The organism is Pseudomonas sp. GW822-FHT04C11 (assembly GCF_058800905.1).
In genome coordinates, this window is the sequence record NZ_JBXAMS010000013.1 from 135,896 (window position 1) to 148,605 (window position 12,710).

Annotated in this window: 13 protein-coding genes; 5 read left to right on the forward strand and 8 right to left on the reverse strand. The window is 59.6% G+C overall.

Going from position 1 to position 12,710, the window contains the following annotated elements; all coding sequences use genetic code 11:
• Positions 1-61: 61 nt before the first annotated feature.
• Complete coding sequence (locus tag AC1RJ3_RS20705) at positions 62-928, forward strand: LysR substrate-binding domain-containing protein (protein WP_493080206.1); 867 nt, start codon at positions 62-64, stop codon at positions 926-928.
• Between the two features lie 156 nt (positions 929-1,084).
• Here the strand turns inward: AC1RJ3_RS20705 and AC1RJ3_RS20710 are convergent, their stop codons facing one another.
• Positions 1,085-2,878: a type VI secretion system Vgr family protein gene (locus AC1RJ3_RS20710; protein WP_493080208.1), complete on the reverse strand. Its 1,794-nt coding sequence runs from the start codon at positions 2,876-2,878 to the stop codon at positions 1,085-1,087.
• A 219-nt stretch (positions 2,879-3,097) separates the two neighbouring features.
• On the opposite strand from AC1RJ3_RS20710, the gene AC1RJ3_RS20715 reads away from it, so the two are divergent.
• The gene (locus AC1RJ3_RS20715) at positions 3,098-3,802 is read left to right on the forward strand and encodes a YebC/PmpR family DNA-binding transcriptional regulator (protein WP_347927353.1); all 705 of its coding nucleotides are present in this window, start codon (positions 3,098-3,100) and stop codon (positions 3,800-3,802) included.
• Between the two features lie 136 nt (positions 3,803-3,938).
• Here AC1RJ3_RS20715 and AC1RJ3_RS20720 read toward each other — a convergent pair whose 3' ends face one another.
• The 4 genes from AC1RJ3_RS20720 to AC1RJ3_RS20735 all read right to left on the reverse strand — a co-directional run bounded on the left by AC1RJ3_RS20720 (position 3,939) and on the right by AC1RJ3_RS20735 (position 7,926).
• Positions 3,939-5,264: a leucine-rich repeat-containing protein kinase family protein gene (locus tag AC1RJ3_RS20720; protein ID WP_493080210.1), complete on the reverse strand. Its 1,326-nt coding sequence runs from the start codon at positions 5,262-5,264 to the stop codon at positions 3,939-3,941.
• A gap of 88 nt (positions 5,265-5,352) precedes the next feature.
• Positions 5,353-6,486, reverse strand: coding sequence for a cell division protein ZapE (gene zapE / locus AC1RJ3_RS20725; protein WP_493080212.1), 1,134 nt, complete (start codon positions 6,484-6,486; stop codon positions 5,353-5,355).
• A 184-nt stretch (positions 6,487-6,670) separates the two neighbouring features.
• On the reverse strand, positions 6,671-7,423 hold the full coding sequence (locus tag AC1RJ3_RS20730; RefSeq protein ID WP_493080214.1) for an anti-sigma factor family protein: 753 nt from the start codon (positions 7,421-7,423) through the stop codon (positions 6,671-6,673).
• Complete coding sequence (locus tag AC1RJ3_RS20735; RefSeq protein WP_054596561.1) at positions 7,420-7,926, reverse strand: RNA polymerase sigma factor; 507 nt, start codon at positions 7,924-7,926, stop codon at positions 7,420-7,422. The genes AC1RJ3_RS20730 and AC1RJ3_RS20735 overlap by 4 nt, the downstream gene beginning before the upstream one ends.
• Before the next feature lie 160 nt (positions 7,927-8,086).
• Here AC1RJ3_RS20735 and AC1RJ3_RS20740 point away from each other — a divergent pair, with 160 nt between their 5' ends.
• A complete protein-coding gene (locus AC1RJ3_RS20740; protein WP_493080217.1) occupies positions 8,087-9,178 on the forward strand; it encodes a catalase family peroxidase in 1,092 nt (363 codons plus the stop codon).
• A complete protein-coding gene (locus AC1RJ3_RS20745; protein ID WP_054596563.1) occupies positions 9,175-9,717 on the forward strand; it encodes a cytochrome b in 543 nt (180 codons plus the stop codon). The genes AC1RJ3_RS20740 and AC1RJ3_RS20745 overlap by 4 nt, the downstream gene beginning before the upstream one ends.
• On the opposite strand, the gene AC1RJ3_RS20750 is transcribed toward AC1RJ3_RS20745, so the two are convergent.
• The 3 genes from AC1RJ3_RS20750 to AC1RJ3_RS20760 all read right to left on the reverse strand — a co-directional run bounded on the left by AC1RJ3_RS20750 (position 9,711) and on the right by AC1RJ3_RS20760 (position 11,886).
• Positions 9,711-9,860, reverse strand: coding sequence for a hypothetical protein (locus AC1RJ3_RS20750; RefSeq protein ID WP_493080219.1), 150 nt, complete (start codon positions 9,858-9,860; stop codon positions 9,711-9,713). The two genes, AC1RJ3_RS20745 and AC1RJ3_RS20750, sit on opposite strands and share 7 nt — an antisense overlap.
• Before the next feature lie 9 nt (positions 9,861-9,869).
• Entirely contained in the window at positions 9,870-11,021 is a 1,152-nt protein-coding gene (locus AC1RJ3_RS20755; protein WP_054596564.1) for a M14 family metallopeptidase, read from the reverse strand.
• 523 nt (positions 11,022-11,544) lie between these two features.
• Positions 11,545-11,886 (reverse strand): DUF6124 family protein, encoded by a 342-nt coding sequence (locus AC1RJ3_RS20760; protein WP_054596565.1) that lies wholly within the window; start codon positions 11,884-11,886, stop codon positions 11,545-11,547.
• Positions 11,887-12,015: 129 nt separating this feature from the next.
• On the opposite strand from AC1RJ3_RS20760, the gene AC1RJ3_RS20765 reads away from it, so the two are divergent.
• A complete protein-coding gene (locus AC1RJ3_RS20765) occupies positions 12,016-12,681 on the forward strand; it encodes a LexA family protein (RefSeq protein ID WP_054596566.1) in 666 nt (221 codons plus the stop codon).
• Positions 12,682-12,710: the final 29 nt, after the last annotated feature.

Here is a 12,710-nt window from a genome sequence, read left to right on the forward strand (position 1 = left end):
TTTGCCGTTCCATCAATCAAATTGTTTGTTGTTATGCCAGCCATCAGTAAGGCCGATAGGTATGAACCTGTTCCAACTCCGTGCGTTTGATGCCGTGGCCCGCGAAGGCAGCTTCACCCGGGCTGCTGCCCGTTTGTTCATCAGCCAGCCGGCGGTCACCGGGCATATCAAGGCGCTGGAGGAGCACTATCAGGTCACCCTGCTGCGGCGCACCGCGCGGCGGGTTGATTTGACGGAGGAGGGCACCCGACTGGCGGCCATCACCCGGGCGATGTTCGGCCTGGCCGAAGAGGCGCAAGTGATGCTTGAGGCCAACCGGCAACTGTTGACCGGTCGTTTGGAAGTGGCGGCGGACGGTCCGCACCTGGTCATGCCGATGCTCGCCAGCCTGCGTGCGCGGTATCCGGGGATCACCGTGAATTTACGGCTGGGTAATGCTCAGGAAACCCTCGCGGCGTTGTTGTCCGAGCACGCCGACGTGGCGGTGCTGACCGAGGTCGAGCCGCGCAAAGGTTTGCACCTGCAAGCCTTGAGCGAGTCGCGGATCTGCGCGCTGGTGCCGGCGGGGCACCCGTGGTCGGCGCTGCACGAAGGTATCGCGCTCAAGCAACTGGACCAGGTGATCATGGTGTTGCGCGAGCCGAGTTCGATCACCCGTCACACGTTCGATGAGGCTTGTGCTCAGGTCGGGGTCAATCCTCGGGTGCTGCTGGAGCTGGACAGTCGGGAGGCGGTGACTGAGGCGGTGGCGGCCGAGTTGGGGGTGGGCGTGGTGTCTTCAGTGGAAGTCAGCCACGACCCGCGTGTGCGGGCGGTGCCGATTATTGGCGAGGGACTGGTCAACCGGCACATGATCGGTTGCATGGAGCGGCGGCGGGATTTGCGCTTGATACAGGCGTTTTTCGGCTTGGCACGGGGTACCTCGTAGCAGCTGGCGTAGCCTGCGTTCGGCTGCGCAGCAGTCGTAAAATCGGACAGCGCGGTGCTTCAGGCCAACTGCGGTTACAGGATTTACGACTGCTGCGCAGCCGAACGCAGCCTTCGGCAGCTGCTACGCGGGGGTGAACATCTCAGGGGCGGCGATCTAGGGCGTAGCGTCCGGGCCGTTCACCAGCCAGTCGAACAGCAGACGCGCTTCTCGCGGTTGGCGCTGAGCGCTGGCGGGGTTGGCGCTTTCGATGAAGCCCAGGCGTTGTTCGCTGTTCCAGTATTGCTGGAAATAATCGGCCAGCGCCACGCATTGCCCCGGATACAGCAGGCAGAGTTGTTCGGGAGTACGGGCGAACTCGCTGGCCAGGCGTTGTTTCTGTTCTATCGTCAGCGACAGGTTGCCCAGTGCCTGGCTTTTACCGGTCATCAGCACATCGTCACGGTTGAGGCTCCCCAGATCCTTGAGCCCGGGACGCGGCATGCGCACGATGTACCACGTGGTGTCGGCCAGGCGTTCGGTGGTGGCGGGGGGGCGCTCGAACAAGTAGATCTCGCCGCTCCAGCCTGTCGGCGGCGCCTTCGGTTCAGCCGCCACCACCGGCTGCGGTTCGCGTGCTTGTGCATCAGCGAAACCCGTGCAAAGCACTGGTCGATCAGGATCACCGTCGAGGAAACTCACGAGTACCTCGCTGCCGGCCAGTGGCAAGGTTGGACGTCCCGTCCCCGTATGGGCAATTGGCAACCAGATGCCTGAGGAACTTTGGCTGTCGGATTGCGCGTCAGGCCACAGGCAGATGTTGATAAGCCCGTGTTCGTCGAGGTGCGGCGGCTTTCCTGCCGGGCCGATGACCTCAGCGGTCTGGTAACCGCAGATACTCGGGCGGGAATGTTTGAGGGCCGGGCGGAACGCGGTTGACCAGGGAATTGCCTTGAATTGATTGCGATAACCCGTTGCCTCGGACAACACCTTGTCCACGCCAGGCGTTTCGCCTTGGTGCAGCACTTCGCTTAATAACCATTGATCGTTGAACGCCGGGACCGGATGCCCGGTGACTTGCAGCAGCCGCCCGCTGAGCAGTTCGGGCAGTGTACTGTGGCCCTGAACCAGACGATGCAGGCTGCGCAGACGTTCGAGTTCGCGACGACCGAGCTGGTTGCGACGGGTTTGCACCGGGTCGATTCGACCCGTTGGGTGCAGGCTGGCGAGGTAGGTCTGGTTGGCGCAGGCGTCAGGTGCGGTGGATGCGGGGTCAGCGTTGGCGTGCTGCGCAAAGGTGGTTTGCGGCCCTGTGGTCGGCCGGCTATGGCATTGGAAGAGCCGGCTGATCCGCGGGTGTCCGGCATCCCGTGCTGTGGGGTGAAAAGCACTCTCGACCGGTCGCTGCGCAAAGCTGTCGCTGTCATCGGCGAACACCAACACGTGCCGGTCGTGTTGATGTTCGAAGTGATAGTGGATGCCTTCCTCTTCACACAATCGTTGCAGCAGGTTCAGGTCGGTTTCGTCGTACTGGATGCAAAACGGGCGCGGCGGGTATTCACCGTTTGGTAACTCGAAACGGTAGCTGTCGGGTGGCAGTCGATGCTCGGCCAGCAACTGGCGCAAGATTTCTGGCACGCTCAGGTGCTGGAATACCCTTCGACGGTGCTTTTGCTCAAGTGTAAGCAGACGGGGTGCGAGGTTCAGGCTGTAGCCGATCTGCTGCGCGCCGCAGTACTGCAAACCGGCACTGTGGATGACGCCGTGGATGCCGGTGGTGGGGCTCAGGCTGAGGAATGCCGGTTGATGCAGCAGTAGGTCCAGATTCATTGCGGGCTGCGGGCCGCGCATTTCGATGTCGAATCGATAGACCTGGTTGAGGGCTTCGCGGCCGCTGAACTGTCGGACCTGAAAACTCAAGGCGAGCTCGGTGAGCGTGAGGATGAAGGGACTTTCCATGTCGTTGTGCATCAAACACTCTTCTGCCATGAAGTACGGGGCACAGAGGTTACGAAACACTGGCGCTCAATAGTCACCGTAAACCTGCTTTTCAGAAAAGCCCTACAACAGGTTGTGAAGATGTCGATCACTCACAACACTTTTTGGTCGATTGCCAACTTTTTGCCGTATAAACTTGCACAAAGCGTCGGCCAATAGATGTCTCGGCGCCACAGATCAAGAGAGTGAGTAATGGGCGCACAGTGGAAGGTTAAACACAAAGAAGCGGCAGCCAACGCCAAGGGCAAGATCTTCGGCAAACTGGTGAAGGAAATCACCATTGCTGCACGTAACGGCGCTGATGTCAGCACCAACGCGCACCTGCGCCTGGTGGTCGAACAGGCGAAAAAAGCCTCGATGCCGCGTGAAACCCTGGAGCGTGCAATCAAGAAAGGCTCGGGCCAGCTCGGCGAAACCGTGCAGTACCACCGCGTGACCTACGAAGGCTTCGCCCCGCATCAGGTGCCGCTGATCGTTGAATGCGTGACTGACAACATCAACCGTACCGTGGCAGAAATCCGCGTAGCGTTCCGTAAAGGCCAGCTGGGGGCTTCCGGTTCCGTGGCCTGGGATTTCGACCACGTGGGTATGATCGAGGCGTCCCCGGACACCCCGGATGCCGATCCGGAAATGGCTGCTATTGAAGCCGGCGCACAGGATTTCGAGCCGGGCGAAGACGGCGCGACCCTGTTTATCACCGAAGCCACCGATCTGGACTCCGTTCAGAAAGCCTTGCCTGAGCAGGGTTTCACGGTGCTGTCGGCGAAGCTCGGCTACAAGCCGAAGAACCCGGTCAGCGGCCTGACCGATGCACAAATGGAAGAAGTCGAAGCTTTCCTCGAAGGCCTCGATAACCATGACGACGTGCAGGACATGTTTGTCGGGTTGGCGGGTTAAACCGCACTGTCGATTTGTGACCTGACCTGTGGCGAGGGAGCTTGCTCCCGCTGGACGGCAAAGCCGTCCCAACAACGACGGCTGCTACGCCGCCGAGCGGGAGCAAGCTCCCTCGCCACGGGTTTTGTATGTGCCGTTAGTGATCTGAGTTACAGGCAGCCAACTCCTGCACGATCTTGCTGAATCCCGGGCGCGCCAGCACGTCTGGCTGACAGCAGCGGCTCTGCAAATCCATCAAGCGCTCACGGCGTTCAATGCTCAAGCCTGAGTCGATCCGCTCCAGCAACTCACCCAACAGAATCCCGAAGGCCCGCACTTCGATGCGTTGCAGCGCGCGCGTTTCAAGGGTGTCAGACGTGGCATGGAAGGACGCCGCGCCGAAGTCGCCCAACAGACAATCGCCGTGCTCATTCCACAACGTATTGTGGCCGTACAGGTCGCCGTGGGTGATGCCCTGTTGATGAAGGTGCGCGGCCGCCGAGGCAATGCCGCTGGCGATCCGCAGCGCCACCGCTGCACTGAAACGGGTGTCCTCTGCGTACACATCACGGCTGCAAGACGCCAGGCTCGGCAACGCCGCCAGGTTACGATAGCTCGGCTCGATCAAGTGCATGACCAACCCGGCCTGAGCCTGCGGATGCCCGACGATCCGCCCCTCGACCTTGATCAGGTTGGGATGAATACCTGCGGTGATGCAGGCATTCATTTCATGCAGCGGTGAGCCGTCGCTGGTCATGTGCCCCTTATAGAGTTTCACCGCGACCTTGCGCTCAGGCTGCGACGGTTGCTCCCACACGGCCTGGTGAATTACCCCGGAAGCGCCTTCGCCCAATTGTTGCTGCAGGTTCAGTTGCGACCAGGGAATGTTCGGCGTGGCTTCGAGCGCGGCGGCATCGGCCTCGGTTTCCAGCGGGTTGCCGGCGTACGCCAACCAAGCCAGCCCGGGCAATGTCAGCAACCACTGCGGCAGTTCGGTCATGCGGTTGGCGGCGATGCGGATCAGCTCCAGCTGATGGCACTGGCTCAAGCTTGCAGGCAGGCTTTGCAGATGGTTGCCGGCCAGCATCAATTTTTGCAGGTGCGGCCGTTCGCCCAATTCGCTTGGCAATTCGCTGATGCAGTTGTCGGTCAGGATCAACCAGCGCAGCAGCGGTGGCAGCGCGGCGGCCGGGACTCGCTCAAGGCGATTGGTCTTGAAACCGATCATCGTCAGTTGCGCGCATTGACCGAGGCAGGTCGGCAACTCGCGGAACTGATTGTCCGAGCAGAACAGCACGCGCAGATGCGTCAGGCGATGCAGGTCATCCGGCAAGCTGCTCAAGGCATTACCGCTGAGGTTGAGCACCTCCAGGGTGTCTGCCAGGTCGAAGATTTCCCGGGGGAAGTCGGTCAGGCCGCACGACAGATCCAGACGTTTGAGCCCTGCAAGCGCGCCGGCCCGCAGTTGTGCAAGGGTATGCATGAACACATCCAACCAATGAGAAGAGAACGGCAAGTCGCCCACAAAAAACGCCGCCATGATAACGGCAAAATCCGCTGCACTGGACGCTTTATAGCGCTGGCCCGACGTCCACCAACTGCCCCAGGCGACTGCGGGTGCGCGCCAGGTCGATGGCGTCACCGCCCAAGTGCTCACGCAGCGGCCGTTCGCCGAGCAGGATCAGGCGCTTGTCCTGGTCGTAGAGCACGTCGATCAGGTTGATGAAGCGCTGTTGGGTCGCAATCGAGCAGTCCGCCAGATCGGGCAGTGCCTCGATGATCCAGGTGTCGAAGCGTCGGCACAGTTCCAGGTAATCCATCACGGCCGTGGGTTGTTCGCACAGGTCGTTGAAGGTGAAGGCAATGGTTCGACCCTCGCAATGCAGAGCCTGTAGCTGGCGAGTACCGACCGGCAGGATGATGGCCGAAGTGTCCGGTTGCGGCAGCTTCAAGGCCTGACGTTGCAAGGTCGTGGTTGGCCACAGGTATTCACCTTGGGTGAATACCTGCTGCGAATGAGGTTGTACCTGACTGCGATAATCATGAGGGCCGCCGACTTCCATGACCTGCATATGCGCATGGATCAAGTCGATGACCGGTTTGAAGCGTGCATGGTAGAGCGGATTTGGTAACAAGCCCTGAGGCGGGTAGTTGGACGTGACCAATAGCAGGACACCACGCTGGAATAGCGCTTTGAACAAGCGTGCGATGAGCATCGCGTCGCCGATGTCATGTACATGAAACTCGTCGAAACACAGCACCCGACAGTCCTTGAGCAGTTCATCCAGGGTGCTTGCCAGCGCATCGGTGTGTGCTCGATGGCGAAACATGCCCTGATGCAATTGCACAAAAAAGTCATGGAAGTGCAGGCGTTGTTTTTCGGCCACCGGCAAGGCCTGGAAAAAACCATCGAGCAGCCAGCTCTTGCCACGGCCGACCGCGCCATGCAGATAAAGGCTTCGAGGTGCCTGCACAGGCGCGCGACTGCCGGGCAGTGCGCTCGCCAGTTGCGCCATGCAGTCGATAACCCGTTGCTGGCTGTGGCTGAGGGTGTAGCCCTGAGCATGAGCCTTGTGGCGAAAGTAGTCGTGGATGATTTGAGCGCTTTCGCCATTGTTTTCAGGAGCGATGGGGGACTTGCCAAGAAACCTGCGCAGGGCCGGCCAATGTGGTTTGAGTCGTGAGCGGTTTGGCGGGATAGCCAAGTGTTGTCCCCCGTGGTCTTTATGCCTGCTTCCCTTGAGCGACGGCGATGCGATTTTAACCAGGCGGTAAGTTTTCCTTCCAGCTGTGTCGATGAAAGTCAGAGTGGTTCGACAAAAACAGGCGGCTGGTACCGCTTTTTGCCTTTTGAAATCACTGTGCAGTCGGCCTGATTCGATGTGAGCATTAGAACTTCAGCTCTTGCTTGAGCATCTGCGTCGCCGGATCCCGGGCCTCGCTGACCATCGCGTAGTTGTACCCGGGCCCAGACCAGTACTCGGCCTGCAACTCGCCGTCGCTGCGACTGCCGCGTGGCAGCAGGTAGTTTTTCGGGCCTGGCGGGCGGACGTAGAAACTGATCTTGCGGCCGCTCTGGTCCTCGTACATCACCATTGCTGCCGGGCCTTGCTCGGTGCTCAGCAACCGTCCGCTGACCGGTTTGAACCCCGAGTTGGCGAGGTTCGGCAGGCGATTGGCCTGGGAGAAGTAATGGTCAAGCCAGCCCTGCATATCGCCGTCATCGGTGACTGTGTAATCGGCCGGCAGGATGCCTTGCTGGGCGAACATCCGGTACGCCTGCAGTGCGTCGGTCATCGGCAGTGCTGCGCCAACCGTGGTCATTTCCCGTGCTTGCCAGCCGCCCAGGCCACCGACGCTGACCGCGATCAGCAACACGGCGGCGCTGGCCAAGTGGCGGCGGGACTGTCGTTTCAGACGCCGGCGAATCACGCTGGGGTCGAGGTTCGGGTTGGGCGGTTGCTGCAAGGCGCCGCTCAAGGCTGCGCGCAATTGCTGGGCGTCCTGTTGCCAGGCCTGAACCTGCTCGGCAACGTGCGGATTGGCCGCCAGGTACGTTTCCACCAGTCGCCGGTCCGCGTCGTCGAGTTGATGGTCGACGTAGGCGTGCAGGTCATTGACGCTTGGGGGCATGCTGATCATTTGAGTATCCGCAAAGAGGGGCTGGTGATTTCGCCATCGCTGAGTTGGCGCAAGGCCTGGCGAGCGCGGGACAGACGAGACATCACCGTGCCGGTAGGAACGTCGAGAATCTCGGCGACCTCCTTGTAACTCAAGCCTTCCACCGAGACCCAGAGCAACAGCGCGCGTTGCTCGGTGGTCAGTTTGTCGAAGGCTTGCAGCGTCGATTGCGCCAGCACCGTGCGCTCGACCGAGGGCTGGGCATCGTCGCGACCGGTGAAGAACTCAAGCATTCGCGCGTAGCGCCTTGAGCGTCGATGGGCGTCGAGAAACTGTCGATACAGAATCGAAAACAGCCAGGCGCGCAAATCGCCGTCCGGGCGTTTGTCGCCCCATCCCGACAGCGCCCGCTCCAGGCACGACTGCACCAGATCGTCAGCGTTGCTGGGGTTGCGCGTCAGCGACACGGCAAAACGCCGCAGCCTGGGGATGAGTTCACGTAACGGTTCGTCGAGATCGTTCATGGAATGCTGGCTAGTCATTACGCTTTGGATCAGGAAGACGTCCGGCAGTGGAGGTTATTCCAGCAGTGGAAAAATAAACACCGGGTCAGGGAATAAACCTCTGCGGGCTTCGTCTGATTGATCCTTTCCACCGGTGGCCCACGGCCCTGGAGATGTTCACATGGTTGATCGTTCACCGCCGCCACGGCCAGACAAAATCCCCTTGAGCCGCATGAGCCTGGCTTTGCGCCTGGCCGGTATCGGCGCAGTAGTCGCTGCCCTGGCCGGGGCTTTTGCCTACGTCAATGGCACGTTTGACCCACAGCGTCTGACACCAAAAGCGCTGGTCGACGTGCTGGAGAAAAACAATGCTGTACACCCGGGCTTTCGGCGCAATCACGCCAAGGGCGTGTGCGTGGCCGGGTATTTTGAAAGCACCAGCGAGGCGCGCCCGTATTCAACCGCCCAGGTCTTCAGCGCGGCGCGAACGCCGGTTGTCGGGCGTTTTGCGTTGCCCAGCGGCAATCCTTATGCACCGGACAGCAGCGTACCGATCCGCAGCCTGGCGTTGCGCTTCAAGCAGGCCAATGGTCAACAATGGCGCACGGGAATGAACAGCATGCCGGTGTTCCCGGTGGGCACGCCTGAAGCCTTCTATCAGCTACAACAGGCCCAGACACCCGATCCGGCCACCGGCAAACCCAATCCTGCCAGCGTCCCGGCGTTTTTTGCCTCACACCCGGAAACCGCGCCGTTCCTGCAATGGATCAAGAGCGCCAAGCCATCGGCCAGTTACGTGACCGAGACCTACAACGGCATCAACGCTTTTTATCTGGTCAACGCCGCGGGTCGGCGTCAGGCAGTGCGTTGGAGCGTGGTCCCCGTGGCGCGTGATGCGGTCGGCGCCAGTGCCCCTGAAGGTGCGGACTTTCTTGAAAAGGATTTGCTCCAGCGCTTGAAGAGCGGGCCGTTGCGCTGGCAACTGAATATGACGCTGGCCAATACTGCTGATCCGACCAACGACGCCAGCAAGGCCTGGCTGGGTGAGCGCAAGGTCCTGAACGCCGGGACGCTGGTGCTGGAAAGCGCCCAGGCACAGAACGATGGCGAATGCCGCGACATCAATTACGACCCGCTGGTCTTGCCGAGCGGTATCGAGGGTTCCGATGACCCGTTGCTGGCCGCACGTTCGGCAGCTTATGCCCGTTCTTACCTGCGTCGAACCGCTCAAGTCGACCAGTTACCCACCGCCAAACAGGAGTCGCCAGAATGAGCGCGCACCCTCATCATTTCACTCCGCTGGCGCGGCTGCTGCATTGGCTGATGGCGGTGATGGTCGTCGCCATGCTGTTTATCGGTGCTGGCATGGTCGCGTCTGTATCCGAACGCCATGAATGGCTGATCCACCTGCACAAGCCGTTGGGCGTGGCGATTCTGCTGTTGGTGATAGTGCGTCTGTTTGTACGCTTCTCGACTCGCCAGCCGCCGTTGCCGACAGACTTGCCGGGCTGGCAGGCATTGGCGGCCAAGGCATCGCATGGGCTGCTTTACGCATTGATGCTGATCTTGCCGTTGCTGGGCTGGGCGATGATATCGGCAGCAGGGGACCCGGTGATGCTCGGCAGTTCGTGGCAATTGCCCGCGATTGTGCCGGCGAATGCGTTGCTGTTTGCCTTTCTACGCAGGGCCCACGGTTATCTGGCGTACCTGCTGTTTCTGACCGTTCTGTCGCACCTGGCAGCGGCGTTGTTCCATGGCTGGGTGCGTCGTGACGGGGTGTTGCAAAGCATGTTGCACAGCAAGGATCACTGATTGGCTGGCACGGCACATCGCTCAGGTACGCCGCTTTTCAGCGTCAGCAGCCAATAGATCAGCGCCACAGCGTTGATCCCCGCGCCCAACAGCGCCGCCGCCGAGTGAAAAAATGGCTGCACGCCGTACCGGCAGGCAGCCATTGAGAGGCATCAACGCAGGGTGCCAACCATCTCCGCAATCGTCGACAGCACATCCTTGCCCAACTGCATCGAACGCTTGCCCGACCAGCCGGTGCGGGCATTCGGTGCGTCGTTGTTGTCCTTGAATGGCATCTCCAGCGTCAACGACAGGCAATCGAACTTCTCACCGACGCTGTTGCAGGCCAGGGTCATGTTGGCCTTGCCCGGGAGGTCACGGGTGTAGCCGTGGGTGGTCTGGAAGTCGCGGGTCAGGTGTTTCAGATGACTGCGAAAGTGCTCTTCGAGCTGTGCGATTCGCGGCGTGTAGCCCGGGTTGCCTTCGCAGCCAGCAGTGAACACGTAGGGGATTTCTTCATCACCGTGGATATCGAGGAACAGGTCGACACCGTACTTCTCCATTTGCTGTTGAACGAAGAGTACTTCCGGGCTGGCGTCCTGGCTCGCGCTCTGCCATGCGCGGTTGAGGTCCTTGCCCATGGCGTTGGTCCGCAGGTGACCATGGAAAGCGCCGTCCGGGTTCATGTTTGGTACCAGATACAAATCGGCACTGGCCAGCAGTTTGTTCAACTCAGGATCATTGTGCTGTTGCAGACGTTCGATGACACCTTCCATGAACCACTCGGCCATGTGTTCGCCAGGATGCTGCTGGGCAATGATCCAGATCTTGCGCTGGCCCTCGGCGCCGCTGCCTTTGCGCAACAATTGAATATCCCGACCTTCGACGCTTTTGCCGGTGGCCAGCAGTTCGGTGCCAGCCTTGCTCAACGCCTGGTCGATCAGCCAATCGTGGCGTCCGCGGCTGTAGGGTTCAAAGTAGGCGAACCAGGCGTGAGTCTCGGTGGCTTCGAGGCTGAAGCGCAGGCAGTCGCCTTCAAAGATCGTCGGCACACGGAACCAGTTGACGTGGTCATACGAGGCCACCGCCTGGTAACCGTCCCATGCCTTGTGATAGGAGGATTTACTGGCGTTGTTCAGTCGAAACCAATGTTCCTGGCCGACGTGCAGACCACTGGCCTTGAAGTGAAACCACTGGAAATGCTGACTGCGGGTATCGGGTTTGATGGCCAGCAAGGCCTGTAGCGGATTGCTGATGTCCAGCACCTCGATGTTGCCGCTGTCGAAGTTGGCGGTGATCTCAAAGGAGCGGTGGGCCACGGTCATAATCTATTCCTGAGTATGATTTTTATGGCTGTTACTTTACACGCAAGGGTGGGAAAGCCGAGGGCAATTTGCGCGGGGATAAAATGGGGGCGTCGTCCTTGACGCAGCCGCAGCTTAGTGTTTATGCGATTGATTCTCAAGTGCTATTTTTGGCGCCCTAAAGCCCGTGCTTGAGCGGTCTGTTGCAAAAAGATGCTCTTTTGATATCATCCGCGCCATCGAATTCAGCAGCACCCGACTTCATTAGCCTGAAGCCATAGCCAGAATAACTGGCAAAAAAAAAGACCCGGCAAAAAGCCGGGTCAAAAACCGTGATTAGCCTGATGAGGAGATATTCCAGGAGTCCGACCTAAGGTCTCTTGGTCTATCGACTGATCTCGCGACCAGCTGCATGCAATAATAATCATTATCATTTGCAAGTCAAATGTTTTCACCTGCCTTATAGGAAGAATTTTTCCTGTGGCTGCCCAAAACGTCTGTGGCGTGAGTCAGATCGCAGCGTTTTCTAATCGTGTTTTCCTGTTCATCCTTTCTGGTCACCGTCCAGGGACCTGTCCACCATGGCCTTGGCCATGTCGATCATGTGTACGACTGAAAATGCCAGATCGCGACTTGCGCCATGCAGGTTGTCTGCCGACTCATAAGCAGTCGCGGCCGCACAGCGCAGCAAGTCTGATGCATGGACCAGAGCTTCTTCGCTGCTGATGTTACGGTTTACATCGAAGAATCGTTCTGCGACTTCGAATTCTGAAACAGTTGGTTTCAAGTAATAGTCCAGGGCGCGTTGGGCTGCTGCACAGCCCTTGAGCGAGGTGAAATTCGCGTCGATTTCTTGTTCGGCCGTGTCTTTGCGGGTGATGTCCATGGTGGGTAATGCTCCGTGGGTGGGGCGATTGGGTAATTCGAATCCTAGTACAAACTGTATTCATGACGAAAAATTAAATACTACAATGTGTGTGTTGAGGGTCCGACTACGCGAAGTATTGTTCCGCCCATGGATAAATGGATTGAGTTGGTCAAGGCCAAGATGAGTGAGCTCAAAATCACTCAGGAAAAGCTCGCAGAGCGTCTCGCAATGTCTCAGGGCGGCATCGGCCATTGGCTGAACAAGCGTCGCCAGCCCAGCCTTGAGGATATGAACCGGGTGCTTCGGGAGTTGGGGCTGGGGTTTCTCGAAGTCGCCCTGGTGATCAGGGAACCCGAGCTTGCGAGTGACGAGCCGCAAGAGGGCGATTACGAGGTGTCGCTGGCGCAAAAGTACAACCCGTACTTCCGTTACCCGGTCAGTGACTGGCAGGGTATCAGTGAGGTGCGCGAGGCTGCGCCGGCTGCTTATGCCAAGGGGCGTCACGAGTTATCGGATTATCACGCCCAAGGTCCGGCGTTCTGGCTGGTCGTGGTCGGCGATGCGATGACCGCACCGAGCGGTATCAGTATTGCGCAAGACATGCTGATTCTGGTCGACCCGGCGGTTGAAGCCGTGCCCGGTAAACTGGTGATCGCGCAGTGGCCAGACAGTGCCGAAGCGACGTTCCGCAAATTGATCGAAGAGGGCGGTCAACGGTATCTCGTGCCGCTGAATCCGACTTACCCGAAAGCCCTGTTTACCGACGAGTGCCGAATTATCGGAGTCGTGGTGCAGGCAACTGCCAAGTTCTAGTCAGACAGGTCCTACGGCGTAGGACCTGT

Bases quoted from the DNA above. Each gene is read 5' to 3' on its own strand.
- AC1RJ3_RS20735 (WP_054596561.1), bottom strand. From the start codon at position 7,926: ATGAACGATCTCGACGAACCGTTACGTGAACTCATCCCCAGGCTGCGG.
- AC1RJ3_RS20720 (WP_493080210.1), bottom strand. From the start codon at position 5,264: ATGCATACCCTTGCACAACTGCGGGCCGGCGCGCTTGCAGGGCTCAAA.
- AC1RJ3_RS20730 (WP_493080214.1), bottom strand. From the start codon at position 7,423: ATGATCAGCATGCCCCCAAGCGTCAATGACCTGCACGCCTACGTCGAC.
- AC1RJ3_RS20760 (WP_054596565.1), bottom strand. From the start codon at position 11,886: ATGGACATCACCCGCAAAGACACGGCCGAACAAGAAATCGACGCGAAT.
- AC1RJ3_RS20745 (WP_054596563.1), top strand. From the start codon at position 9,175: ATGAGCGCGCACCCTCATCATTTCACTCCGCTGGCGCGGCTGCTGCAT.
- AC1RJ3_RS20765 (WP_054596566.1), top strand. From the start codon at position 12,016: ATGGATAAATGGATTGAGTTGGTCAAGGCCAAGATGAGTGAGCTCAAA.
- AC1RJ3_RS20715 (WP_347927353.1), top strand. From the start codon at position 3,098: ATGGGCGCACAGTGGAAGGTTAAACACAAAGAAGCGGCAGCCAACGCC.
- AC1RJ3_RS20740 (WP_493080217.1), top strand. From the start codon at position 8,087: ATGGTTGATCGTTCACCGCCGCCACGGCCAGACAAAATCCCCTTGAGC.
- AC1RJ3_RS20755 (WP_054596564.1), bottom strand. From the start codon at position 11,021: ATGACCGTGGCCCACCGCTCCTTTGAGATCACCGCCAACTTCGACAGC.
- AC1RJ3_RS20710 (WP_493080208.1), bottom strand. From the start codon at position 2,878: ATGCACAACGACATGGAAAGTCCCTTCATCCTCACGCTCACCGAGCTC.
- AC1RJ3_RS20705 (WP_493080206.1), top strand. From the start codon at position 62: ATGAACCTGTTCCAACTCCGTGCGTTTGATGCCGTGGCCCGCGAAGGC.
- AC1RJ3_RS20750 (WP_493080219.1), bottom strand. From the start codon at position 9,860: ATGGCTGCCTGCCGGTACGGCGTGCAGCCATTTTTTCACTCGGCGGCG.